The 23,783-nt window shown below is 69.7% G+C and carries 19 protein-coding genes and 1 pseudogene; 10 read left to right on the top strand and 10 right to left on the bottom strand.

Features of this window, described 5'->3' with window-relative positions:
* The first annotated feature begins 30 nt into the window (after window positions 1-30).
* The 5 genes from ACZ54P_RS26075 to ACZ54P_RS26055 all read left to right on the top strand — a co-directional run bounded on the left by ACZ54P_RS26075 (window position 31) and on the right by ACZ54P_RS26055 (window position 5,782).
* Window positions 31-1,995 carry a putative cobaltochelatase gene (locus ACZ54P_RS26075; protein WP_465464183.1) on the top strand — a complete coding sequence of 655 codons (1,965 nt, stop codon included), beginning with the start codon at window positions 31-33 and terminating at the stop codon, window positions 1,993-1,995.
* The gene (gene cobO, locus ACZ54P_RS26070; RefSeq protein ID WP_465464182.1) at window positions 1,995-2,609 is read left to right on the top strand and encodes a cob(I)yrinic acid a,c-diamide adenosyltransferase; all 615 of its coding nucleotides are present in this window, start codon (window positions 1,995-1,997) and stop codon (window positions 2,607-2,609) included. The genes ACZ54P_RS26075 and cobO overlap by 1 nt, the downstream gene beginning before the upstream one ends.
* Window positions 2,603-3,937 (top strand): cobyrinate a,c-diamide synthase, encoded by a 1,335-nt coding sequence (locus ACZ54P_RS26065; protein ID WP_465464181.1) that lies wholly within the window; start codon window positions 2,603-2,605, stop codon window positions 3,935-3,937. Before cobO ends, ACZ54P_RS26065 begins: the two co-directional genes overlap by 7 nt.
* Window positions 3,930-4,937 (top strand): Rv2231c family pyridoxal phosphate-dependent protein CobC, encoded by a 1,008-nt coding sequence (gene cobC, locus ACZ54P_RS26060; protein WP_465464180.1) that lies wholly within the window; start codon window positions 3,930-3,932, stop codon window positions 4,935-4,937. Before ACZ54P_RS26065 ends, cobC begins: the two co-directional genes overlap by 8 nt.
* Window positions 4,938-5,086: 149 nt before the next feature.
* Window positions 5,087-5,782: a hypothetical protein gene (locus ACZ54P_RS26055; protein ID WP_465464179.1), complete on the top strand. Its 696-nt coding sequence runs from the start codon at window positions 5,087-5,089 to the stop codon at window positions 5,780-5,782.
* On the opposite strand, the gene ACZ54P_RS26050 is transcribed toward ACZ54P_RS26055, so the two are convergent.
* The 3 genes from ACZ54P_RS26050 to ACZ54P_RS26040 are packed head-to-tail and all read right to left on the bottom strand — an operon-like array spanning window position 5,695 to window position 8,066.
* On the bottom strand, window positions 5,695-6,441 hold the full coding sequence (locus tag ACZ54P_RS26050; protein WP_465464178.1) for an adenosylcobinamide-GDP ribazoletransferase: 747 nt from the start codon (window positions 6,439-6,441) through the stop codon (window positions 5,695-5,697). The genes ACZ54P_RS26055 and ACZ54P_RS26050 overlap by 88 nt on opposite strands.
* Window positions 6,438-7,451: a nicotinate-nucleotide--dimethylbenzimidazole phosphoribosyltransferase gene (gene cobT, locus ACZ54P_RS26045; RefSeq protein WP_465464177.1), complete on the bottom strand. Its 1,014-nt coding sequence runs from the start codon at window positions 7,449-7,451 to the stop codon at window positions 6,438-6,440. Before cobT ends, ACZ54P_RS26050 begins: the two co-directional genes overlap by 4 nt.
* A 9-nt stretch (window positions 7,452-7,460) precedes the next feature.
* Window positions 7,461-8,066, bottom strand: a complete 606-nt coding sequence (locus ACZ54P_RS26040) for a bifunctional adenosylcobinamide kinase/adenosylcobinamide-phosphate guanylyltransferase (protein ID WP_465464176.1) — start codon at window positions 8,064-8,066, stop codon at window positions 7,461-7,463.
* 36 nt (window positions 8,067-8,102) lie between these two features.
* On the opposite strand from ACZ54P_RS26040, the gene ACZ54P_RS26035 reads away from it, so the two are divergent.
* Together ACZ54P_RS26035 and ACZ54P_RS26030 are read left to right on the top strand one after the other, a co-directional pair.
* A complete protein-coding gene (locus ACZ54P_RS26035) occupies window positions 8,103-9,035 on the top strand; it encodes a cobalamin biosynthesis protein (protein WP_465464175.1) in 933 nt (310 codons plus the stop codon).
* Window positions 9,032-10,489 carry a cobyric acid synthase gene (locus ACZ54P_RS26030; RefSeq protein ID WP_465464174.1) on the top strand — a complete coding sequence of 486 codons (1,458 nt, stop codon included), beginning with the start codon at window positions 9,032-9,034 and terminating at the stop codon, window positions 10,487-10,489. The genes ACZ54P_RS26035 and ACZ54P_RS26030 overlap by 4 nt, the downstream gene beginning before the upstream one ends.
* A 33-nt stretch (window positions 10,490-10,522) precedes the next feature.
* Here the strand turns inward: ACZ54P_RS26030 and ACZ54P_RS26025 are convergent.
* Window positions 10,523-11,083, bottom strand: a pseudogene (locus tag ACZ54P_RS26025) (TetR/AcrR family transcriptional regulator); the annotation flags it as partial.
* Between the two features lie 58 nt (window positions 11,084-11,141).
* Here ACZ54P_RS26025 and ACZ54P_RS26020 point away from each other — a divergent pair.
* Window positions 11,142-11,951: an SDR family NAD(P)-dependent oxidoreductase gene (locus ACZ54P_RS26020; protein WP_465464173.1), complete on the top strand. Its 810-nt coding sequence runs from the start codon at window positions 11,142-11,144 to the stop codon at window positions 11,949-11,951.
* Here ACZ54P_RS26020 and ACZ54P_RS26015 read toward each other — a convergent pair.
* Window positions 11,932-12,696 carry a CbtA family protein gene (locus tag ACZ54P_RS26015; RefSeq protein WP_465464172.1) on the bottom strand — a complete coding sequence of 255 codons (765 nt, stop codon included), beginning with the start codon at window positions 12,694-12,696 and terminating at the stop codon, window positions 11,932-11,934. The genes ACZ54P_RS26020 and ACZ54P_RS26015 overlap by 20 nt on opposite strands.
* Before the next feature lie 14 nt (window positions 12,697-12,710).
* On the bottom strand, window positions 12,711-12,920 hold the full coding sequence (locus ACZ54P_RS26010; protein ID WP_061981474.1) for a CbtB domain-containing protein: 210 nt from the start codon (window positions 12,918-12,920) through the stop codon (window positions 12,711-12,713).
* 208 nt (window positions 12,921-13,128) lie between these two features.
* Between ACZ54P_RS26010 and ACZ54P_RS26005 the strand changes: the two genes are divergently transcribed.
* Window positions 13,129-14,022 (top strand): ROK family protein, encoded by an 894-nt coding sequence (locus ACZ54P_RS26005; RefSeq protein WP_465464264.1) that lies wholly within the window; start codon window positions 13,129-13,131, stop codon window positions 14,020-14,022.
* Between the two features lie 75 nt (window positions 14,023-14,097).
* On the opposite strand, the gene ACZ54P_RS26000 is transcribed toward ACZ54P_RS26005, so the two are convergent.
* The 3 genes from ACZ54P_RS26000 to gltB all read right to left on the bottom strand — a co-directional run bounded on the left by ACZ54P_RS26000 (window position 14,098) and on the right by gltB (window position 21,529).
* Complete coding sequence (locus tag ACZ54P_RS26000) at window positions 14,098-14,883, bottom strand: DeoR/GlpR family DNA-binding transcription regulator (RefSeq protein ID WP_465464171.1); 786 nt, start codon at window positions 14,881-14,883, stop codon at window positions 14,098-14,100.
* 663 nt (window positions 14,884-15,546) lie between these two features.
* The gene (locus tag ACZ54P_RS25995) at window positions 15,547-16,998 is read right to left on the bottom strand and encodes a glutamate synthase subunit beta (protein WP_465464170.1); all 1,452 of its coding nucleotides are present in this window, start codon (window positions 16,996-16,998) and stop codon (window positions 15,547-15,549) included.
* The gene (gltB, locus tag ACZ54P_RS25990; RefSeq protein WP_465464169.1) at window positions 16,991-21,529 is read right to left on the bottom strand and encodes a glutamate synthase large subunit; all 4,539 of its coding nucleotides are present in this window, start codon (window positions 21,527-21,529) and stop codon (window positions 16,991-16,993) included. Before gltB ends, ACZ54P_RS25995 begins: the two co-directional genes overlap by 8 nt.
* Before the next feature lie 551 nt (window positions 21,530-22,080).
* Here gltB and ACZ54P_RS25985 point away from each other — a divergent pair.
* Window positions 22,081-22,716 carry a YigZ family protein gene (locus ACZ54P_RS25985; RefSeq protein ID WP_465464168.1) on the top strand — a complete coding sequence of 212 codons (636 nt, stop codon included), beginning with the start codon at window positions 22,081-22,083 and terminating at the stop codon, window positions 22,714-22,716.
* A 483-nt stretch (window positions 22,717-23,199) separates the two neighbouring features.
* Here the strand turns inward: ACZ54P_RS25985 and ACZ54P_RS25980 are convergent, their stop codons facing one another.
* Entirely contained in the window at window positions 23,200-23,775 is a 576-nt protein-coding gene (locus ACZ54P_RS25980) for a GNAT family N-acetyltransferase (RefSeq protein ID WP_465464167.1), read from the bottom strand.
* Window positions 23,776-23,783: the final 8 nt, after the last annotated feature.

The raw sequence follows: 23,783 nt of genomic DNA, 5'->3' as shown, positions 1-23,783 counted from the left end.
GGCCGAGGTCGCCGACGATGAGGGAGTGCTGTGAAGCCGTATCCGTTCACCGCCGTTGTGGGGATGCCGGATCTGCGCCTGGCGCTGGTGCTTTCCGCCATCTCGCCCGCCGTCGGCGGGGTACTGGTGCGCGGCGAGAAGGGCACGGCGAAGTCGACCATGGTGCGCGCGCTGGCCGGTCTGCTGCCCGGTGTCGACGTCGTGGACGCGTGCCGGTTCTCCTGCGACCCCGTCGAGCCTGACCCGGCCTGCCCCGACGGCCCGCACGCCGAAGGCTCGCCCGCCCACCGCCGTCCCGCGCGCCTGGTGGAACTGCCGGTCGGCGCGGCCGAAGACCGTGTGATCGGCTCGCTGAACCTGGAGCGCGCGCTGGCCGATGGCGTCACCGACTTCCAGCCCGGCCTGCTCGCGGCCGCGCATCGCGGGCTGTTGTACGTCGACGAGGTCAACCTCCTGCACGATCACTTGGTCGACACGCTGCTCGACGCCGCCGCCATGGGCCGCGCGACCGTCGAGCGCGAAGGCGTCTCGGTGTCGCATGCCGCCAGGTTCGTCCTGATCGGCACGATGAACCCCGAGGAAGGCGAACTGCGGCCGCAGTTGCTGGACCGCTTCGGCCTCACCGTCGAGGTCGCCTCCAGCCGCGATCCGGAACTGCGGGTCGAGGTCGTCCGGCGGCGGCTCGCCTACGAAGCGGATCCCGACGGTTTCGCCGGCCAGTACGCCGCGGCCGACGCCGAACTCGCCGCGGACATCGAGGCGGCACAACGACTTTTGCCCTCGGTCAAGCTGCCGGACGACGCGCTGCGGCAGATCGCCGAGGTCTGCGCGTCCTTCGAGGTCGACGGCATGCGCGCGGACATCGTGACCGCCCGGACCGCCGTCGCGCACGCCGCCTGGGCCGGGCGCACCGAGGTGACCACCGACGACGTGCGGGTCGCGGCCCGGCTCGCGCTGCCGCACCGCCGTCGCCGCAATCCCTTCGACGCGCCCGGAATCTCCGAGGAGCAGCTGGAGCAGGCGTTGCAGGACGCCGAGCCCGAAGGACCCGGTCCTGACGATGACGGCCCCGGTTCCGGTGCCCCTCCGGAGGGTGGCGAGACTTCGGGTCCGCCGCCGTCGGAAGGCGGCCAGGAGCCCTCTGGCAGCGGCCAGAGCGGTGGTGAGCAGAAGCCGGTCGGAGCCGGCGAAGCCTTTCGTGCCAGGCGTTTCGAGGTGAAGGGCACCGGTGAGGGCGCCGCCGGACGGCGGTCACGCGCGATCACCGACAACGGCCGCACCATCGGCGTCCAGCCGACCGGGGTCAAGGATGGGCATCCGCATCTCCTGGCGACCGTGCGCGCGGCCGCGCCGCATCAGCGGTCTCGCGGCCGCAGCGGCGCCGGACTCGTGGTGCGGCCCCAGGATCTGCGGTTCGCGCGGCGGGAAGGGCGCGAGGGAAACCTGGTGCTGTTCTGCGTCGACGCGTCCGGCTCGATGGGCGCACGGCAGCGCATGCGCGAGGTCAAGACCGCCGTGCTGTCCCTGCTGCTCGATGCCTACCAGCGACGCGACAAGGTGGGCCTGGTGACCTTCCGTGCCTCCAGTGCCGAACTCGCGCTGCCGCCGACGATCAGCGTCGACGCCGCGGCGTCCCGTTTGGCCGGTCTCGCGACCGGTGGCCGGACTCCACTGGCCGAGGGACTCCTTGAAGCGGCACGGGTTCTGCGAATCGAAGCGGTGCGCGATCCACTGCGCCGTCCGCTGCTCGTCGTCGTCACCGACGGCCGCGCGACCAGCGGAGCCGACGCCGTCCAGCGCGCGAAGCAGGCGGCCGGGCTGCTGGCCGGGAACGTGACTTCGATCGTGATGGACTGCGAGAGCGGCAAAATGCGCCTCGGGCTCGCCGCGGAACTGGCGGAACACCTTGGCGCGGAACATGTTCCGGTCGCCGAGGTCGCCGCCGACACCCTCGCGGGTGCCGTCCGGAACAAGATCTCGGGGAGGGCCGCGTAATGCCACAGGGCAAACCGGAAACCGTGCCCGCCGACGGCCTCACCACTCGTCAGCGCCGTAATCGTCCGCTGCTGGCCGTGCACACCGGCGAGATGAAGGGCAAATCCACGGCCGCCTTCGGGATGGCGTTGCGGGCGTGGAACCAGGGCTGGTCGATCGGCGTGTTCCAGTTCATCAAGTCGGCGAAATGGCGCGTCGGCGAGGAAGCCGCGTTCCGCGCGCTCGGCAAGCTGCACGAAGACACCGGCCAGGGCGGCCCGGTCGAATGGCACAAGATGGGTGAAGGCTGGAGCTGGGCGCGCAAGTCCGGGTCCGAAGAGGACCACACCGCCAACGCCCGCGAAGGCTGGGCCGAGATCAAACGCCGTCTCGCCGCCGAGACCCACGACTTCTACGTGTTCGACGAGTTCAGCTACCTGCTCAAATGGGGCTGGCTCGAAGTCGACGACGTCGTCTCGACGCTGACTTCGCGTCCTGGTCACCAGCATGTGGTGATCACCGGCCGGTACGCGCCGCCGGAGCTGATCGAGGCCGCGGATCTGGTCGCCGAGATGACCAAGGTGAAGCATCCGATGGACGCCGGGCAAAAAGGCCAGCGAGGCATCGAATGGTGAACCGTGTGGTCATCGCCGCGCCCGGTTCGGGGCACGGCAAGACCACGATCGCCGCGGGGCTGATGGCGGCGTTGCGCGGGCGAGGACTGAAGGTGTCCGGGCACAAGGTCGGCCCCGACTTCATCGACCCGAGCTACCACGCCCTCGCGACCGGGCGGCCCGCGCGGAACCTCGACCCGTTCCTGCAGGGTGAGGAGCAGCTGATCCCCTTGCTGCTGCACGGTTCCGCCGGTGCCGACATCGCGGTCATCGAAGGCGTGATGGGCCTCTTCGACGGGGCGCTCGGCACCGAAGGGTACGCCTCGACGGCGCACGTCGCGCGGCTGCTGGACGCGCCGGTCGTGCTCGTCGTGGACGCCTCGGCCGCTTCGCGCAGTGTCGCGGCCACCGTGCTCGGGTTCGCGCAGTACGACACCCGTGTCCGGCTCGCCGGGGTGATCCTCAACAAGCTGGGCTCGCAGCGGCACGCGGACGAAATCGTCACCGCGCTGGAGGCGACCGGGGTCCCGCTACTGGGAACGTTGTACCGCAACGAAGAGATCCACGCGCCCAGCCGTCATCTCGGCCTCGTGCCCGCGGCGGAGCGGGCGAGCGAGTCCGAGCGGATGCTGCCGGAACTGGCCGGGTGGATCAGCGAAGGCGTCGATCTCGGCGCCGTCGTCCAGGTCGCGCGTTCGGCTTCGCGGCTTTCGGGCGAGCCTTGGCGACCGCCGCTTTCCCACGACGGACCGCGCACGGTGGTCGCCGCCGCCGCGGGCCCGGCGTTCACCTTCCGCTACACCGAGGCGGTGGAACTGCTCGCCGCCGCCGGTGTCGACGTCGTCGATGTGGATCCGTTGCAGGACAAGGAACTTCCCGAAGGCTGTGCCGGACTGTACTTCGGCGGCGGCTTCCCCGAGGTGCACGCCGAAGAGCTGTCGGCGAACGTCGGCCTACGGACGGCGGTCGCGCGGGCGATCGACGACGGGATGCCTGTCGTGGCCGAATGCGCGGGACTGTTGTATCTGTGCCAGGACATCGACGGGCTGCCGATGACCGGCGTCCTCGACGCGTCGGCCACCATGACCAAACGCGGGAAACTCGGCTACCGCAAGGCGTTCTCGCCCGCGGACACCGTGCTGACCGTCGCCGGGCAACGCGTCACCGGCCACGAGTTCCACCGCACGATCGTCGAACCCGGCAGCGGGCCGACGCCCGCCTGGGGCTGGGACCGGACGCCCGACGGCTTCGCGTCGGCGTCACTGCACGCTTCGTACCTGCACGTCCACTGGGCAGGCTATCCCGAACTCGCCGAGCGGTTCGCCGCCGCGGTGCACGCCCATGGCTGACTACGATCTCCGGCATCACGGTGATCGAGAGGTCGGCGAGGGGCTCGTCGATCTGGCGGTCAATGTCCGGCTTCCGGCCCCGCCGGCTTGGCTGCGTGCCGAACTGGCGGCGGCGCTGGACGACCTGGCCGCGTATCCGGACGTCACCGCGGCGACCGCGGCGGTGGCCGCCCGGCACTCCTTGCCGGAGTCGCAGGTCTTGGTGACCGCCGGCGCGGCCGAGGCCTTCACGTTGCTGGCCACGGCGTTGCGTCCTTCGCACGCCGTCGTCGTGCACCCGCAGTTCACCGAGCCCGAAGCCGCTCTGCGCGCGGCCGGTCATACCGTGTACCGCGTTCTGTTGTCGCCCGATGACGGTTTCCGGCTGCGTGCGGTTCCCGAAGAAGCGGATCTGGTGTTCGTCGGGAACCCCACCAATCCGACTTCGGTCCTGCACCCGGCCGAGGAGCTGCTGGCGCTGGGTCGCCCGGGCCGCTTGGTCGTCGTCGACGAGGCCTTCCTCGACGCCGTCCCCGGCGAGACCGAAAGCGTCGCGGGACAGCCGGGTTTCGCCGTTCTCCGGAGCCTGACCAAAACGTGGGGCATCGCCGGTCTTCGCGCCGGTTACGTGCTGGCGGAGAAGTCCCTTGTGGACACTCTGCGCGCGGTCCAGCCGCCGTGGTCGGTCTCGTCGCTCGCCGCCGTCGCCGTGGTGGCCTGCTGCCGTCCGGCGGCGTTGGAGGAAGCGGAAAAGCTCGCGGTGGCGGCGGAAGCGGACCGGGAGTACCTGGTTTCGGGCTTGGCGGCCTTGGGCGTCGAGGTGCTGGGGGAGCCGCGAGGTCCGTTCGTGCTCGTGCGGCTTCCCGGCGCCGACGGTGTCCGTGAACGGTTGCGGGAGGCCGGGTTCGCGGCGCGGCGCGGGGATACCTTCCCGGGGCTGGACGCGCGGTACCTGCGGATCGCGGTGCGGGACCGGGAGACGGTGGACGCGTTCCTGGCGGCGTGGCGCACGATGTCGTGAGTGGCGATCCGGGTACTGGCCGCGCGTGAAGGTCCCTTCCCCAGTACATGATGGCCCCCTTCCTTGCGCTAGGCGCAAGGAAGGGGGCCATCATGTACTTCCCCCCGGATCCAGCCCACCTCGCCGGGCAGAGATGATTGGATGAACCGGTGAACTTCGTGATCGGCGTCTTCGATCTCTTCGCCTACACCATCCCCGGCGCGCTGTACGTCGCGTTCTTCGGTTACCTCGGGACGAAGCTCCACATCCTGACGGCGGCCTCCATCGGCGGCGTGCCCACGGTGGTGCTGGTCATCGTGATCGTGGTGCTGAGCTTCCTGCTGGGCTATCTGGCCTATCCGCTCGGTGATGCCATCGAACGGATCGTGCCGCGCCGTCGGCAGCGGATCCCCGCCGAAGAGTTCCTCCGCCGGATGCCGTCGGCCCAGGATCGCCCGTACCTGAAGGAGAGCCCGCATCTCCTGCTGGGCGCGCTGCAACTGCACGACAAGGACGTCGCGGTCGATGTCACCCGGTTGCGCGCGTCCGGACTCATGGTGCGCAACTGTGCGCCGCCACTGCTGTTCGGGGCGATCGCGGCGATCGTCGAGATCTTCACCGGCAAGCACCCGTTCATCGCCGCCGGAATCGCGGTGCTGCTGCTGTTCGCGGCTCTCACGCTGATTGCGCAGGGCCGCAAACTCGGGCTCTGGGCCGGGATGAAGACGCTCGAACTGTGCTTCTGGCTGCCGGAAATCGACGAGAAGCTGACGGCTCCTCAGAACGACGACGCCAGCAAGACCGCCGCGACGGCGACCTCGACGCAGCCCCCGAGTACGTCTCCGGTGACCCCGCCCAGCCGCTGAACGCATCGCGCCAGCAACGCCGACGCGGCCAGATAGCCGACCACCACCGCGAGCAGACCCTGCCACCACGGGAACACCAGCGCCGCCGAACCCGCGAGCACGGCGAACACCGCCGCAGTCGCCCATCCGGGCACCGAACCGGCGACGGTCGCGCCCAATCCCTCGGGTCGCGCGGAGGGAACACCCCGCGCGCAGCACAGGGAAAGCACGGCACGTCCGGCGACGACCGCGATCGCGGCCGCCGCGATCCCGTGCCCGGCCGTGATCGCCCCGGACAGCGCGCCGACCTGCACGAGCAGGACCAGCACCAGCGTCGCGATCCCGGTCGGCCCGGAATCCCCGCGCCGCATGACCTCCAGCGCCCGCGCGCGGTCGTACGAGGCGCCGAGCCCGTCGGCCGTGTCGGCGAGCCCGTCCAGATGGAGTCCGCGGCTGCCCAGCGCGACCGCGCCCAAGGCCAGTGCCGCCGACGCGAAGGAAGGCAGGCCGATCAGCTCACCCAGGTAGACGAGCACGGCGGCGACGGCGGCGAGTGGCACGACGGCCAGCGGGGCGAGCACCATCGCGGCCCCGGCCACCCGCCGGTCGATCACCCCCGGCGCGGGCACCCGGACCGTGGTCAGGGTGCCGACGGCCATCTTCAGCGCGTCCAGGATCAACCGAGGTCCGCCAGCAGGCCCATGTCCGCGAGGATCGCCCGCGCCGCCCTCAGCGTCGGCACCGCCTGCACCGCGCCGCTGCCCTCACCGAGCCGCAGCCCGAGGTCGAGGATCGGCTCCAGGCCGAGCGCCTTCAACGCAAACGCTTGCGAGGGCTCGGTCGAACGATGTCCCGCCAGCCACCACTGCTCCGCACCCGGCGCGATCTCCCTGGCCACGAGCGCTGCCGCGCCGGAGAAGACGCCGTCGAGCAGCACCGGTACGCCGCGGACCGCGGCCTGCACGAGAAAGCCCGCCGTCGCGGCGAGACAGGCGCTGCCGAGGGCGGTCAACACCGCGAAGGGGTCCTTCATGGCTCCGGCGCGGGCCAACGCGGCTTCGACGACCGCGACCTTCCTGGCCCGCCCGTCCTCGTCGATGCCCGTCCCCGTGCCGACGACTTCTTCGGCGGCAAGGCCGAGCACCGAAGCGACCACGGCCGCGCAGACCGTCGTGTTGCCGATCCCCATGTCGCCGGGGATGAGCAGATCCGCGCCGCCGTCGATCTCCTCGTCCGCGATCGCGAGGCCGTGCTCGAACGCCGTGCGCGCCTCGCCCTCGGAAAGCGCGTCCTCGACGTCGATGGAGCCGGAACCCCGCCGCACCTTGTGCGCGGTGACCTCGGCGGGCACGTCCGCGCCGTCCCAGTCCACCGCGACGTCCAGCGCCCGCACCTTCGCCCCGGCGAGGTCGGCCAGTACACCGACGCCGCTCTTCCCGGCGAGGAACACCCGCACCATCGCCGCGGTGACCTCGCGCGGATACGCCGACATACCGGAGACCCCGTGGTCCCCGGCGAACACGACCACCCGGACGTCGTCCAGCGGGCGCGGCGGGACGACGCCGTGCGCGGCGCTGAGCCACGCGGCGAGGTCTTCGAGCCGTCCGAGCGAACCCAGCGGTTTGACCAGGCCGTCCAGTCTGGTGCGCGCGGCGGCTTCGGCGGCGGCGTCCCGGGTGGCGATACGCATAGCGGCTCCCTAAGGCAGGTCGAGTGTCCGTCCGGCGACGACCAGCACGGTCCGGTCGGAGATCGCGGACACCCGGTTGTTCAGCGCGCCAAGCACATCACGGAACACGCGTCCCGACACCGTCGCGGGCACCACACCGCTGCCGACCTCGTTGCTGACCGCGATCACCGGCACATCGGCCTGCGCCCACGCCGCCAGGAAGTCCTCGAGCCGCTCGTCGAGCCGCCGTTCCCACCCCGCGCGCTGCTCCCAGGCGCCGACCTCGTCGAGCACGCGGCTGATCCAGGTGCCGAGGCAGTCGATGAGCAGCGGATGCGTCGCCGTGCGCAGCACCGTGGCCAGGTCGGTGGTCTCGATCGTCTTCCAGGTGCTCGGCCGCCGCGCGCGATGCGCGGCCACGCGAGCGGCCCATTCGGGATTCTCGGCGCTCGGCGGCAGTCCGGGCGCGAGGTAGGTCAGGTGCGGGTGGCGGGACGCGAGCCGCTCGGCGTGATGCGACTTCCCCGAGCGGACGCCGCCCAGTATCAGCACCTTGCCGTCGTCGCGCGAATAGCGGCGAAGTGCCCGCGCGAGGGTCTCCAGGACCCCCGCGAGGCGATGCGTCAGCTTGGTCATACCCCGCATTCTCGTGCACGCGCTACGGTTCGCCACGTGCCACTCCGACAAGCCGCCACCGCAGCCGGACTCGTTACCGGTTACGTCGCCGACGCCGTCTTCGGAGATCCACGGCGATGGCATCCGGTCGCCGGCTTCGGCCGCGCCGCGCAAGCCCTTGAACAGCGGGTTTGGGCGGATTCGAAGGCCCGGGGTGCCGTGTACACCGCCGCCTGCGCGGGGACCGTCACCGGATTGGGGGTCGCCGCCCGGTTCCTGACGCGGAATCGGCCGTTCGCGCGGTTCGCGCTCACCGCGGCGTCCACCTGGGTGGTTCTGGGCGGACGCGGGCTCGCGGCCGAGGGCACGCGGATGGCGCGGCTGCTCGACGACGGCGATCTGCCCGGCGCGCGGCAGCGGCTCTCGCACCTCTGCGCCCGCGACGCCACCGGGCTCGACACCGAGCAGCTCGCGCGCGCGACCACCGAGTCCATCGCCGAGAACACCTCGGACGCCGTCGTCGCGCCGCTGCTATGGGGCGCGGTCGCCGGAATTCCGGGGCTGCTCGGGTATCGCGCGCTCAACACCCTGGACGCGATGGTCGGCTACCGCTCGCCGAAGTACGCGAACTTCGGCTGGGCCTCGGCGCGCGCGGACGATCTGGCCAACCTGGTCCCGTCCCGCGTCGGCGCGGCGCTGACCGTGGCGTCGGCGCCGCTGGCGGGCGGCTTCGCCAAGCCGGCGTTCCGGACCTGGCGCCGCGACGGGAAGCACCATCCGAGTCCCAACGCCGGCCAGGTCGAGGCCGCCTTCGCCGGTGCGCTCGGAGTCCGGCTCGGCGGGACGAACAGCTACGGCGGCCGCACCGAACGCCGCGGCGTCCTCGGCGACGGCCGCGAACCGGAACCGGTGGACGTGCGCCGCGCGGTCCGGTTGTCGCGCGCGGTCGGTCTCGCCGCGCTGGCCGTCGCGGTGGCGGTCACGCGGTGAGCGGCCTGCTCGTCGCGGGGACGACGTCGGACGCGGGCAAGAGCCTGGTCACCGCCGCGCTCTGCCGCTGGCTCGCCCGCCGCGGGGTGCGGGTCGCGCCGTTCAAGTCGCAGAACATGTCGAACAACTCGATGGTGTGCGCGGACGGCGCCGAGATCGGCCGCGCGCAATGGCTCCAGGCGCGGGCGGCCCGGGTCGAACCCGAGGCCGCGATGAACCCGGTCCTGCTGAAACCCGGGAGCGACCGCCGCAGCCACGTCGTCGCGCTCGGGAAGCCGTTCGGCACGCTCGAAGCGGGGGAGTACGCGACCGGCCGCGCGGGGCTCGCCGAGATCGCCTTCGACACGTTTCATTCCTTGAAGCAGCGCTTCGACGTCGTGCTGTGCGAAGGCGCGGGCAGTCCCGCCGAGATCAACCTGCGCGAAGGCGATTACGTCAACATGGGGCTGGCACGGCGGTTCGGCCTGCCGGTGGTGGTCGTCGGCGACATCGACCGCGGCGGCGTCATGGCCGCGATGTTCGGGACCCTCGCGCTTCTCTCCGCCGAAGACCAGGCACTGGTTTCGGGTTGGCTGGTCAACAAGTTCCGCGGTGACGTCGGCCTGCTCCGGCCGGGGCTGGAGACGCTGGAGAAACTCACCGGCCGCGAGGTCTTCGGCGTGCTGCCGTGGCTCGACCAAGTGTGGATTGACTCCGAGGACGCTTTAGCCGCCGCGGGCTGGGGAGCCACCGGTGGCTCCCTGCGCGTCGCGGTGGTGCGGTTTCCCCGTGCTTCGAACGCGACCGATGTGGACGCCTTGGCCGCGGAGCCGGGGGTTTCGGTCACGCTGACCGCGGATCCGGACACGGTCCTGTCCGCCGACGTGGTGATCCTGCCGGGTTCCCGCGCCACCGTGGACGATCTGGCATGGCTGCGGGCCCGCGGGCTCGCCGCCGCGGTCGAAAAGCGCGCCGACGCGGGCAGTCCGGTACTGGGGATCTGCGGTGGCTACCAGATGCTGGCCGCCGAGATCGAGGACGACGTCGAGTCCGGCGCGGGCACGGTTCCCGGCCTCGGACTGCTGCCGACCAGGGTCTCGTTCAGTGCCGACAAGGTGCTGGGCCGCCCATCGGGGGAATGGCGCGGCCAGCCGGTGGAGGCGTACGAAATCCACCATGGCGTGGTCTCGGCGACCGGACCCGCCGAGTCCTTTTTGGAGGGACATCGGCAGGGATCGGTGTGGGGCACGATGTGGCACGGCGCCTTCGAAAACGACGGCTTCCGCCGTGCCTGGTTGGGCGAAGTGGCGGACTGGTCACCCGCTTCTGGGGCGCAGGGGTTCGGCACGCTCCGGGAGAGCATGCTCGACCGGCTCGCCGACGCCGTCGAGGAACACGTCGACACCGCGCGGCTCCTGCGTCTGATCGAAACGGGCGTCGACGTCGACCTGCCCTTCGTCCCGCCCGGCGCCTGAGCGGAACCGCAGCGCGCGCAGCACCAGCCGGACCACCGACTCGACGAACCCCTCGGTGAGCGGTCCGGTCCGCAGCAGCCACCGGTAGTAGACCGCTCCGTAGTACATGTCCACCGCGATGTCGATGTCGGCGCCGTCGATCTGTCCCGCCTCGGCGCCCGCCCGGAATCGAGCCCTGGTCGCCTCCAGCCACGGCCTCATCAGCCGCTCGTCGAGCTCCGCCGACAGTTTCGCGTCCCCCTGGATCGCGGTCAGCAACGCGCGGTAGAACGCCTCGAAGCCGCTGTCCGCCAGGGGGTCCACAGTGGACCGGAGCGCCGTGCGCAGATCCGCTTCCAGATCGCCGGTGTCCGGGAAGCCCAGCTCGCCCGCCCCCTGAACCAGCGTCAAGTACGCGTCCAGTACCAGCGCGCCCTTGTCCGGCCACCACCGGTAGATCGTCTGCTTCCCGACTCCCGCCCGTGACGCGATCGCCTCCACCGCCAGCTTCGGATAGCCGACCTCGCCGAGCAGCTCGGTGGTCGCGGTCAGGATCGCCTGCCGCGAGCGTTCGTTGCGCCGGGTCGGGTCCGGGGACTTGACGTTTCCAGCCATGCCGGTATGGTAGCACCACGAGACGAGACGGACCGTCTCGTTAAACAAAGGAGTGGACATGCGCACTTGGTTCATCACCGGAGCAGGCCGAGGCCTTGGCCGCCTCGTCGCCGAGCACGCGCTGAAGGCCGGGGACAACGTCGTCGGCACCGCCCGTCGCCCCGAGGTCCTCGACGATCTCGTGGAAGCGAGCGACGGCAGACTGGTCGTCCTGTCCCTTGACGTCACGGACAGAGCCGCGGTCTTCGCCACCGTCGAGAAGGCGGCCGGAGCGTTCGGAAGGCTCGATATCGTCGTCAACAACGCAGGATTCGGCCTGATGGGCGCGGTCGAAGAGGTCGGTGAAGACGACGCGCGGGCCATCATGGAGACGAACTTCTTCGGCGCCCTGTGGGTCAGCCAGGCCGTGCTCCCGGTGCTGCGGAAGCAGGGTGCGGGCCGGATCCTGCAGATGTCGAGCGTGAGCGGCCTGATGGGCGTGCCGACCATGGGCCTCTACAACGCGAGCAAGTTCGCCCTCGAAGGCCTCAGTGACGCGCTCGCGCAGGAGGCCGAAGGCTTCGGCGTCCACCTGACGCTGGTCGAGCCGCGGATCTATGCGACCGATTTCCTGGGTGCCAGCCTGAAGATGTCACCGGTGAACCCGGCCTACGACCCGGTACGCGCGGCGCTGATGGCGAAGTACGCCGAAGGTGTCCCCGGCGACCCGGTGAAGGTCGCCGAGGCCGTCCTCGAACTGGTGGCCAGTGACGCGCCGCCCCGCCGACTGCTGCTCGGCGACGGGGACTTCGACGTCATCGTGGGCCTGCACCAGGACCGCGTCGCGGAATGGCGCTCGTGGGAATCGGTCAGCCGGGCTGCGGGCTAGAGACTTCCTTGCGTGCCAACGCCTTCTCGACCAGCGCGCCGAAGACCAGGCCGAGCGCGGTCCACAGCACCACCTGCGTGCCGACCGAGGCCAGCCGGAAGGTCCACAGCGTGGAACCGGGGAACTCGGCGGGAACCTCGTCGATTGACGGCAGCAGCGCCGCCGCCACCGCGATCAGCACGATGTACCCGCCCGAGGCGATCAAGCCGCCTCGCCAGGCACCGATCTTGTCGGCCAGCTTCCGGCCGAACGCCGCGGCGAGGATCCCGATCAGCAGCGAAAGCGCCACGAAGCCGAAGTACAGCGAAGTCCGGCTCCCGATGGTGCCCGCCTGCCCGACGGCCGGCGGATTCGCCGGGTACTTCAGGAACGGCACCAGGAACACGACCACGAAGGCACCGCCGGTGAGCAGGGCGGCGGTCACCCGGGGCCGCAGGGTGCCGAGCCGTCCGTAGACGAAGGCGAACGCCAGCGAGAACAACCCGCCGACGGCGACGCCGTAAAGCCCGACACCGGTCAGCAGGCCCACGGTGCTCTGCACACCACGGGTCACGAGTTCTTCCTCCGCCGCCTCCGGCGCGGCGTGCTCGTGGGCGCCGGGAGCACTGTGCGAGTGCGCGGAGGTGCCTTCGAGACCGATGGCGGTATCGACCGAAGGCTCACCGAAGAAATAAGCGAAAAGGGTCGCCAAGACACCAGCGACCAGGCCCGCGAGCATGCCGCGGACCAGCAAGGTCCTCATCATGGGGCGCGTGCCGCCTAGTGGCAGGGGAAGGCCAGCAGGTGCCGGCCGTCGTGGACGAACTCGTGGACGTACGAATTCGCGAACACCGACACCGCACCCTGCTCGGCGCTGACGAAGTACAGCGTGATCAGCGAAAGGAGGATGACGAGCACCGCCCAGGGCAGGATCTCGCGGACGGGGATCCGGATCGGGGCGGGAATTGCGGTTACCGCTGGGGACGACATGGCGGTGGGACCTCCTCGGGCTAGCGCGGCCTCTTCAGGGGTGACACGACGGCGCCGGGTCTGGCTTCCCCGAACCTGCCGGTCCGAGGTCACAGTGGCGCGACCGCGCGGAATCTCACCGCGTTCCGGATACCGTCGTCTGGCCGGTCGAGCGTAGGTCTCCGCAAAGCGTCCGGTCAATGTGACAATCGCGGGTATGACACCTGCGGTGGCGGCACTCGATGTCGGCGGCACGTCCATCAAGGCGGCCTTGTACGACGCGGACCTGAAGGATCTGGCCAGTTTGCGCGAGCCGACGGCGCGCGGAGCGGACGGCGAGGCGCTCGCGGACCAGGTCGCGCGGATCGTGGAAACCCTGGGCAAGCAGGCGGGCACCGGCACCCCGGACGCGGTCGGCGTGGTCATCCCCGGCATCGTCGACGAGGTCGAGCGGGTGGCGCGGTTCTCGGCGAACCTCGATTTCCGGAACGTGCCGTTCGGCGAGATGCTCGACAGCAGGCTGGGGTTGCCGTTCGCGTTCGGGCACGACGTCCGCGCGGGCGGGCTCGCGGAGTTCCGCGTCGGCGCGGGCAAGGGCTGCGCTGACGCCGCCTTCATCCCGGTCGGCACCGGGATCGCGGCCGCGCTCCAGCTCGACGGGAAGCTGTACGCCGCAGGGGGGCAGGGCGGCGAGATCGGGCACATCGATGTCGGCCACCGGCTGCCGTGCGGCTGCGGCGCCACAGGATGCCTCGAGGCGATCTCGTCGGCGTCGGCCATCGCCCGCCGCTACAGCGAGCACACCGGTCGCCCCGCGGAAGGCGCCGAGCAGGTGGTCGACGCCGCCCGGCACGGCGACGAGGCCGCGATCTCGGTCGTCAACGACGCGCTCGACGGACTCGGCCACGGCATCAAGACCCTCGTCACGCTGCTCGCCCCCGAGGTCGTCGTGCTCGGCGGTGGCCTGTTCACCGCGGGCGACTACGTCCTCGACCCGGTCCGCGCCTGGCTGACGGCGAACCTGCAGTTCCAGCGGATGCCGGAACTGCGGATCGCGGAACTCGGCGACGAGGCGGGCAGGCTCGGCGCGGCGCTACTCGCGTTGGACCAACTCAGTGCCTGATGGTGAACCCGCGTCCGCGATCGACGTCGGCAGGGTGAACCAGCGACTCAGACGCCACATTCGACTTACCCCTCATTAAGCCTTGACCACCCGCACGCCTTCCTCTTCGAAGGCGTGCACCCGCTCGGGATCCGCGCGGCCGTCGGTGACGAGGACGTCGACGTCGGCGGTCGCGCAGATCTTCGCGAAGGCGCGACCGCCGAGTTTCCCGGCGTCGGCGAGGACGACGACCTGCCGCGCGCGGGCCGCCATCAGCCGGTTCGTGCTCGCGTCACCCTCGTGATGCGCCTGCGCGCCGTGCACTGGGTCGAACGCGTCCACCCCGAGGAACACCAGATCCAGCGAGATCTGGTCGAGGAACAGGTGCGACAGCGGCCCGGACAGGTCGAACGACTGCTGCCGCGCGACGCCGCCGGTCACCACGATCTTGATGTTCGGCCGCACGGCGAGTTCGTGGGCGATGTTGAGCGCGTTCGTCACCACGGTGAGGGACGGGCCGCCGCTCGGCTCACCCATGTCCGGCCGGGTGGCGAGCGCACGCCCCACTTCGGTGCTAGTGGTGCCGCCGTTGAGGCCGACCACCATGCCGGGGTCGACCATTCTCGCCGCGGCCGCCGAGATCCGTTGCTGCTCCGGTGCGTTGCGTGCGGCCTTGTGCCGTAACGGAAGGTCGTAGGCGACGTTGCTCGCGACGGCGCCGCCGCGGGTGCGGACCACGAGATTGCGGCCCGCCAGGTGATCGAGGTCCCGCCGGATCGTCGCGGGCGAGACGCCGAGTTCGTCCGCCGAGACTTCGACGTCGACCTTTTCCCGCTCTCCCACCATGTCCAATAAGGCCGTCAGCCGTTCATGCCGATTCATCCCCAGCTCCCTCCCCGAAGCGCGATGTCGCTTACCGCACCGGACAAAGTACTACGCGTCGCGATACGGGCGGAGAGAAGCGGCGGGTTCGGGAAAACGAGGAGAACGGGGGAAGCGGGCGCCGGCCACCCCCAGTGTGACCGGCGCCCGCCCCGTGGCCGGTACGCCCAGAACCGGCCCGCATCGGAGGCTAGTGCCGCTGACCGCGGACGGATATCCGCTTTGCGTCCGTTCCGGTGACGTTTAGCGGATACCCGCCGAACCGTCCGCCGGGTGTGCGGGGGTCAGCCCTCCCCGGCCAGGAAGGCGAGGGACGGCGTGAAGGAGGAGTCAGTCCTTGGCCGTAATAGGCGAAGAAAGGAACGTTTTCGCGCTCTTGGGCTGCGAAAAACGTAGAAGGGCCGTGAAATGAATGCGGTATTCCATTTCAGGGTGGTGCTCAAGTCGATCGTCATACCAAGGACCCCCCACCGCCGTGCGAGTCGTACCCTTGATTCAACCGATACCGGAAGCTCGCGGTCGTCGCTCGCGTTCGCCCTCTTCCGGCGGCTTTGCCACCCGAAAGAACCAACGCGCGACTACACCCTGCATTTAGTCCTCTACTTGCGATAGTTCGCCGTTGAACTACCGCAAGCAGAGGACTGAACGCGGGCCTTCAGGGCCTTAAGAGATCGGCCGGTCGGTGGGAGCGATCGGCGCGGGCAGGACGTCACGCCCGGTGAGGAACGCGTCGACGCCCGCCGCGGCGGAGCGGCCTTCGGCGATCGCCCACACGATGAGCGACTGGCCGCGGCCCATGTCCCCGGCCACGAAGACGTTGTCGACGCTGGTCTTGAACGCCTTGTCGCGAGCGACGTTGCCGCGCTGGTCCAATTCGACGTCGAGCGCTTCCAGCAGGCCTTCCCGCTCCGGGCCGACGAAGCCCATCGCGAGCAGCACCAGCTGCGCCGGGAGTTCCTTCTCGGTACCCGGGACGGGGACGAACTTGCCGCCCTCGTTGCGCACCTCGACCAGCTTCAGCGCGCGGACGCGTCCGTCGGCGTCGGCCAGGAACTCCTGGGTGTTGACCGAGTACAGCCGCTCGCCGCCCTCTTCGTGCGCGGACGAGACGCGGTAGATCATCGGGTACGTCGGCCAGGGATGCGCGTCGGACCGCGAAAGCGGCGGCTTCGGCATGATCTCCAGCTGCGTCACCGACTTCGCGCCCTGCCGGTGCGAGGTCCCGACACAGTCCGCGCCGGTGTCGCCGCCGCCGATGACGACGACGTCGAGGCCTTCGGCGCTGATCGGCGAGACGTCCAGTTCACCGGCCGCGACGCGGTTGGCCGGCGGCAGGAACTCCATCGCCTGGTGAATGCCCTGGTGCTCGCGGCCAGGGATCGGCAGGTCGCGCCACGCGGTCGCGCCACCGGCGAGGACCACCGCGTCGTACGACGACTTCAGTTCCTCGACGGTGAGGTCCACGCCGACGTTCACCGACGTCCGGAATTCCGTGCCCTCCGCCCGCATCTGCTCGAGACGGCGGTCGAGCCGGCGTTTCTCCATCTTGAACTCGGGGATGCCGTAGCGCAGCAGCCCGCCGATCTTGTCGGCCCGCTCGAAGACCACGACACTGTGGCCCGCGCGCGTGAGCTGCTGCGCCGCGGCGAGTCCCGACGGCCCGGATCCGACCACCGCCACCTTCTTGCCGGTGAGTGCCACCGGCGGCTGCGGCGTGACCCAGCCTTCTTCGAAGGCCCGGTCGATGATCGAGATCTCGACCCGCTTGATGGTGACGGGATCGTCGTTGATCCCGAGCACACACGCCGTCTCGCACGGCGCTGGGCATAGGGTCCCGGTGAACTCCGGGAAATTGTTGGTCGCGTGCAGCCGCTCGGCCGCGTCGCGCCAATCGTCGCGCCAGGTCAGCGTGTTCCACTCGGGAATGAGGTTCCCGAGCGGGCAGCCCTGGTGACAGAACGGGATGCCGCAGTCCATGCAGCGCCCGGCCTGCTTCTGCAGCTTCGACGTCGCGAAGTCGTCGTACACCTCGCGCCAGTCCATCAGGCGCAGGTCGACGGGACGGCTCTTCGGCGTCTCGCGAGTGGTGGTCAGAAAGCCCTTGGGGTCAGCCATGTGCGGCCTCCATGATCGCCTCGTTCACGTCACGCCCGTCGCGCTCGGCCTTCGCCTGCGCCGCGAGCACCCGCTTGTAGTCCTTCGGCATGACCTTGCCGAACCGTTCGACGGCGGCCTCCCAGTCGGCGAGCAACGTGCGCGCGACCGCGGACTCCGTTTCGTCGTAATGCTTCTCGAGCGCCTCGCGCAGGAAGTCCACATCGGACGAATCCAGCGGGTCGACGTCGACCATCTCCGGGTTGACCCGGTGCACCGGCAGATCCAGCACGTAGGCGACACCGCCCGACATACCGGCCGCGAAGTTGCGGCCCACACCCCCGAGTACGACCACCCGACCGCCGGTCATGTACTCGCACCCGTGGTCGCCGACGCCTTCGACGACGGCCAGCGCGCCCGAGTTGCGCACGCAGAACCGCTCGCCGACCTTGCCGCGGATGAAGATCTCGCCACTGGTCGCGCCGTAGCCGATCACGTTGCCGGCGATGATGTGCTCTTCGGCGTTGTACCGCGCCACCTTCGGCGGCCGCACGATGAGCCGTCCACCGGACAGGCCCTTGCCGACGTAGTCGTTGCCGTCACCGTAGAGCCGCAGGGTGATGCCCTTGGGCACGAACGCGCCGAACGACTGACCGGCGGTCCCGGTGAAGGTGACGTCGATCGTGTTGTCCGGCAGGCCTTCCCCGCCCCAGCGCTTGGTGAGCTCGTGGCCCAGCATGGTGCCGACGGTGCGGTTCACGTTGCGCACCGGCAGTTCCAGCCGGACCTTGTCGCCGGAGGCCAGCGCGCCCTCGGCGAGCTGGATCAGCGTGTTGTCGAGCGCCTTCTCCAGTCCGTGGTCCTGCACCGTCTGCTGGTGACGCCGTCCGGCCGGGGCCATCTCGGGCACGTGGAAGATGGGCGACAGGTCGAGCCCGGCGGCCTTCCAGTGGTCGATCGCCTTGCGCTTGTCGAGCATCTCCGCGTGCCCGACGGCCTCGGCGATGGACCGGAAACCCAGCTCCGCCAGGTACTCCCGGACCTCCTGGGCGATGAACTCGAAGAAGTTCACCACGTACTCGGCCTTGCCGCTGAACTTCTCGCGCAGCTTGGGGTTCTGCGTCGCGACGCCGACCGGGCAGGTGTCGAGGTGACAGACCCGCATCATGATGCAACCGGACACCACCAGCGGCGCGGTCGCGAAGCCGAACTCCTCCGCGCCGAGCAGCGCGGCGATGACGACGTCGCGGCCGGTCTTGAGCTGGCCGTCGGTCTGCACCACGATCCGGTCGCGCAGCCGGTTGGCCAGCAACGTCTGCTGCGTCTCGGCGAGTCCGAGTTCCCACGGTCCGCCGGCGTGCTTGATCGACGACAGCGGGGAGGCGCCGGTGCCGCCGTCGTGCCCGGAGATGAGCACGACGTCCGCGTGCGCCTTGGACACGCCCGCCGCGACCGTGCCGACGCCGACCTCGGACACGAGCTTCACGTGGATGCGCGCGGCCGGATTGGCGTTCTTGAGGTCGTGGATCAGCTGGGCGAGATCCTCGATCGAGTAGATGTCGTGGTGCGGCGGCGGCGAGATCAGCCCGACGCCCGCCGTGGAGTGCCGCGTCTTCGCGATCCACGGGTACACCTTCGCGCCGGGCAGCTGGCCGCCCTCGCCGGGCTTCGCGCCCTGCGCCATCTTGATCTGGATGTCGTCGGCGTTGACCAGGTACTCGCTCGTGACGCCGAACCGGCCGCTCGCGACCTGCTTGACCGCGCTGCGGCGTTCGGGGTCGTAGAGCCGGTCCGGATCTTCGCCACCCTCACCGGTGTTCGACTTGCCGCCGAGCCGGTTCATCGCGATGGCCAGGGTTTCGTGCATCTCCGCCGAAATGGACCCGTAGGAGATCGCGCCGGTGGCGAACCGCTTGACGATTTCGGAGACCGGCTCGACCTCCTCGATCGGCACGGCGGGGCGCTGGCCGATCTTGAAGTCGAACAGGCCGCGCAGCGTGTACAGCTTCTGCGCCTGGTCGTCGACGGCCTTCGTGTACTCCTTGAAGACCTCGTACTTCCCGGCACGGGTGGAGTGCTGCAGCTTGAACACCGTCTGCGGGTTGAACAGATGCGGCTCGCCCTCGCGGCGCCACTGGTAGTCCGAGCCGGTCTCCAGCTCGCGATGGTTCGCGCGGAACCCGTCGCGCGGGAACGCCCGCCGGTGCCGCTCGGCGACCTCCAGCGCGAGCGTGTCGAAGCCGACGCCGCCGAGCCGGGAGGTGGTGCCGGTGAAGCAGTTCTGGATCACCTCGTCGCCGAGACCGACCGCTTCGAAAATCTGCGCGCCGGTGTAGGAGGCCACTGTGGACACTCCCATCTTCGACATCGTCTTGCGGACGCCCTTGCCCAGCGCCTTGATGAGGTTCGCGGTCGCCTGTTTGGCGGTGACACCGGGGATCAGGCCCTGATCGGCCATCTCCTCGACGGTCGCCATCGCCAGGTACGGGTTCACCGCGGCGACGCCGTAGCCGATCAGCAGCGCGATGTGGTGGACCTCGCGCGCGTCGCCCGCCTCGACGATGAGGCCGACCTGCGTGCGGGTCTTCTCACGCACCAGGTGGTGGTGCACCGCGCCGGTGAGGAGCAGCGACGGGATGCCCGCGTGGTCTTCGTCGATTCCGCGGTCGGACAGCACGATCAGCCGCGCGCCCTCGGCGATGGCCGCGGACACCTCGGCGCGGATCTCGTCGAGCCGCCGCACGAGCGCCTCGCCGCCGCCGTGGACGTCGTAGGTGCCGTGCACGGTGACCGACTGGAACTCCGGCAGGTCGCCGTCGTCGTTGACGTGCACGAGTTTCGCGAACTCGTCGTTGTCCAGTACCGGGAACGGCAGCACGATCCGGCGGCACGATTTGGCGTCGGCCTGCAGGAGATTCGGCTCCGCGCCCAGCTGGGTGCCCAGCGAGGTGACCAGTTCCTCGCGGATCGCGTCCAGTGGCGGGTTGGTCACCTGGGCGAAGAGCTGGATGAAGTAGTCGAAAAGCAGCCGGGGGCGGCTGGACAGCGACGCGATGGGGGAGTCGTTGCCCATCGAGCCGATCGGTTCCGCGCCGGTGCGGGCCATCGGTTCGAGCAGGACGTCGAGTTCCTCTTCGGTGTAGCCGAAGGCCTGCTGACGGCGCACGAGCGCGGCGTGTGGCGGGATCTCCCGCTCACGCTCGGGAAGCCCGTCGAGCGGGAGCAGCCCGTCCTCGACCCACTCGTCGTACGGATGCTCGGTGGCGAGGCCGTTCTTGATCTCCTCGTCCTCGACGATCCTGCCCGCCTCGGTGTCCACGAGGAACATGCGGCCCGGCTCCAACCGTCCTTTCCGGACGATCGTGGCCTGCTCCAGTTCCAGGACACCGACCTCGCTGGCAAGGACGACGAGGCCGTCTTCGGTGACCCAGTACCGCGCCGGGCGCAGGCCGTTGCGGTCGAGCACCGCGCCGATCTGGGTGCCGTCGGTGAAGGACACGAGCGCGGGGCCGTCCCACGGTTCCATCAGCGTCGAGTGGAACTCGTAGAAGGCGCGGCGCGCGGGGTCCATCTCCTGGTGGTTCTCCCAGGCCTCCGGGATCATCATCAGCACCGCGTGCGGCAGCGACCGGCCGCCGAGGTGGAGCAGCTCCAGCACCTCGTCGAAGGACGCCGAGTCGCTCGCGCCGCGAGTGATGACGGGGTAGATCCGCTTGAGGTCACCCGGGATCAGGTCGGATTCGAGCAGCGCCTCGCGCGCGTCCATCCAGTTCCGGTTGCCGCGCAGGGTGTTGATCTCGCCGTTGTGGGCGACGTACCGGTACGGGTGCGCCAGCGGCCACGACGGAAAGGTGTTGGTGGAGAAGCGGGAGTGCACCAGGCCGATGGCGCTGGTGACGCGCTCGTCGGTGAGGTCGTCGAAGAACTTCTCGACCTGCGGCTCGGTGAGCATTCCTTTGTAGACGATCGTACGCGAGGACAGGCTCGGGAAGTAGACGTCGTCCTCGGCCAGTTCGTGCTCGGCCCGTTTGCGCACCACGAACGCGGCGCGTTCCAGGGCCAGGCCCTCCAACGCGTCCTGTCCCACCAGGAACAGCTGGCTGAAGTGCGGCATGGTCTCGGCCGCGCCCGTCCCGACGTGTTCCGTGTGGACGGGAAGGTCGCGCCAGCCGAGGACGCGCATGCCTTCTTCGGCGGCGACACGATCGATGGTCGCCATCGCCCGGCCACGGCGGTTTTCGTCCTGCGGAAGGAAAGCCGTGCCGACGGCGTAAGCGCCGGCCTCGGGCAGGTCGAAGTCGACGACCTCGCGATAGAACTCGTCGGGGACCTGGATGAGGATCCCGGCGCCGTCGCCGGTCTCCGGGTCGGCGCCACGGGCCCCGCGATGTTCCAGGTTCCGCAGCGCGATCAGTGCTTTGGCGACGATGCCGTGATCGCGTTTGCCGGAGAGGTCCGCGACGAACGCGACACCGCAGGCGTCATGTTCGAACTCCGGGTCGTACAGGCCTTCGGGGGCCTTGCTGCCCTTGTTGCTGGCATGGTGGGTCACGGCTGGCCGCCTCCCAAGGCGTCGGCGCGACCGGTACCACTCCGTTCGGGTGGTTCGTGCGTGAACCAGTTAACGGAGTGGTCCGGGACCGCGATGGTCAGTCGAGAGGGAACGATCCCGCCCGCGGAAACGGGGGCAGGCCTCGTTGAGCCGCACTGCACTGGGCGGCCGATGCGCATATCGGTACTGCTGTGCACGTGGGCGCCGTCCGGCCACTGTGGTGGGCGGCTGACGGGTACACGTGTTACTCCCGGGTTCGCCGGTCTTATGACGATAGTGTGAAATCGCTGTTATCGACATACGTCGCTTGGTCGGGGTGGGAAATGCCACGCGGGCGTTGACTTCACACGTCATCTGCCCACTGGCTGGAATAATGTGTCCACTGAGTGGTGCATCAGCGCGCTGACCTGCATGAACGGTCGCTCACGTCACTCGATAGTGTGATCTGGATCGCGCAATGGAGTGCGTATCGCGGGTGTTGCGGTCACCTGACGTGACCGTCGGATCGCCCGAACGGCAGAGTGGTCCCGCTGGTTTGAGAGGCTTGGCCGATGGCGGATCGTTACCTGACCGTGGCGGGCACCGGGGTCCACGAGATCGAAATCCGGCGTTCCCGCTTCCTGTGCGCCCTCGCGCCGGTCACCTCGGAAGAGGCCGCCCGCGAGGTGATCGCCGCCCGCAAGAAGGCCGATCCGGCGGCCCGGCACCACTGTCACGCCTTCGTGTTAGGTGCCGACGGTCGCGCCCAGCGTTCGAGTGACGATGGTGAACCGGCGGGCACGGCGGGCACCCCGATGCTCGAGGTGCTCCGCCGTCGGGAGCTGACCGACACGGTCGCGGTGGTGACCCGGTACTTCGGCGGGGTGCTGCTCGGCGCGGGCGGCTTGATCCGCGCGTACGGGCAGGCCGTGTCGGAAGCCGTCGACGTCGTCGGGGTGCGGGAGTACCGGCGGCTGCGGCTGGTGGAGGTCGTCGTCGACTACGACCGGGCCGGACGGCTGGAGAACGACCTCCGCTCGTCGCCGTACCTGCTGCACGCGACGCGGTTCGAGGACGTCGCGCATTTCGACGTCGGCCTCGCGCCGGACCAGGGCGACGCCTTCAACTCCTGGCTGGCGGACCTGACCGGCGGGGAGGCCCTCGCCGAGGAGATCGGCGAGACCTGGCTCCCGACGACCCGCATTTAGAGGACTAAATGCGCCGCTGGAACCTGAGGTGGCGGTAGGGCGAACATGGCGTGCGGAAGTTGAAGGCGAGTGCGGACCCGTCCAACCGACCCCACGCCCTCGCGGCCATCCATACAGGATCATCTACACGGCGAAGTGCCTGATTTGGGTATTTTGCGCCGCATGTGCGTTATCGGTGGTGGTGCTGGTGTGGCTGAGGTGGCGGGTGAGGTGTGGGTTGGGTTGGTCGTGAGTGGCGATTCGGGTTAGGGCCAAAAGTGTTTCAGGTGCCTGCGGGGCGAGTCCGGTAGCGGCCGTGCCGTGAAGGACATCACGAGCCTCAGCAGCACCACCGGTCACAACGGCGGCGTGGGAAGAACCCCTCCCCAGTACATGATGGCCCCCTTCCTTGCGCTAGGCGCAAGGAAGGGGGCCATCATGTACTTCACTCGGACAACGCCGCAGGCCACGAGTAGGTACCTACCATCTCCCGCGTTTAGTCCTCTAAATGCGCCGCTCCCGGGAGCGGGCGCGCCACTCGTCGACGGTGATGGCGTACTCGACCTCGCCCTCCTCGGTGCCGGGGATCGGGTCGTCGAAGTCCTCGTGATAGGTCCGGATGTGGCGCATCCCGATCTTCTCCATCACGCGCCGCGACCCGAGGTTCACCGCCATCGTTCCCGCCCAGACCCGCTGGACCCCCAGTTCGGTGAAGCCCTTCTCCAGGAGCGCGAGCGATCCCTCGGTGGCGTACCCCTTGCCCCAGGACGACCGGTTCAGCCGGTAACCCAGTTCGGGATCGTCCGTGTGATGCCCGCGCAGCGGCCGGAAATGGAACCACCCCAGGAAAGCCCCGCCGGCTTTCTCGATCGCCGCCCAGAACCCGTAGCCGGGGGAACGCTCGTAGTAACCGAGAAAAGCGGGAAGGTCGCGCTTTTCGATCTCCGCCCGGTCGGCCGGTTTGCCCCCATTGAGGTACCGCATGACTTCGGGGTCGTCGTAGAGCGCGAACAGACCGTCGACGTCGGCGTCGGTGAACTGCCGCAGGAGGAGCCGTTCGGTCTCCAGAAAGACACGCATGGGCAAAG

It is taken from the genome of Amycolatopsis sp. NPDC034160 (assembly GCF_055575355.1).
This window is presented reverse-complemented; position numbering and strand designations above follow the sequence as displayed.

Coding starts and splice junctions, on each gene's coding strand:
- ACZ54P_RS26000 (WP_465464171.1), bottom strand. CDS start 14,883: ATGAATCGGCATGAACGGCTGACGGCCTTATTGGACATGGTGGGAGAG.
- ACZ54P_RS25980 (WP_465464167.1), bottom strand. CDS start 23,775: ATGCGTGTCTTTCTGGAGACCGAACGGCTCCTCCTGCGGCAGTTCACC.
- ACZ54P_RS26015 (WP_465464172.1), bottom strand. CDS start 12,696: ATGATGAGGACCTTGCTGGTCCGCGGCATGCTCGCGGGCCTGGTCGCT.
- ACZ54P_RS26010 (WP_061981474.1), bottom strand. CDS start 12,920: ATGTCGTCCCCAGCGGTAACCGCAATTCCCGCCCCGATCCGGATCCCC.
- ACZ54P_RS26040 (WP_465464176.1), bottom strand. CDS start 8,066: ATGACCAAGCTGACGCATCGCCTCGCGGGGGTCCTGGAGACCCTCGCG.
- ACZ54P_RS26065 (WP_465464181.1), top strand. CDS start 2,603: ATGGTGAACCGTGTGGTCATCGCCGCGCCCGGTTCGGGGCACGGCAAG.
- cobO (WP_465464182.1), top strand. CDS start 1,995: ATGCCACAGGGCAAACCGGAAACCGTGCCCGCCGACGGCCTCACCACT.
- ACZ54P_RS25995 (WP_465464170.1), bottom strand. CDS start 16,998: ATGGCTGACCCCAAGGGCTTTCTGACCACCACTCGCGAGACGCCGAAG.
- cobT (WP_465464177.1), bottom strand. CDS start 7,451: ATGCGTATCGCCACCCGGGACGCCGCCGCCGAAGCCGCCGCGCGCACC.
- cobC (WP_465464180.1), top strand. CDS start 3,930: ATGGCTGACTACGATCTCCGGCATCACGGTGATCGAGAGGTCGGCGAG.
- ACZ54P_RS26020 (WP_465464173.1), top strand. CDS start 11,142: ATGCGCACTTGGTTCATCACCGGAGCAGGCCGAGGCCTTGGCCGCCTC.
- ACZ54P_RS25985 (WP_465464168.1), top strand. CDS start 22,081: ATGGCGGATCGTTACCTGACCGTGGCGGGCACCGGGGTCCACGAGATC.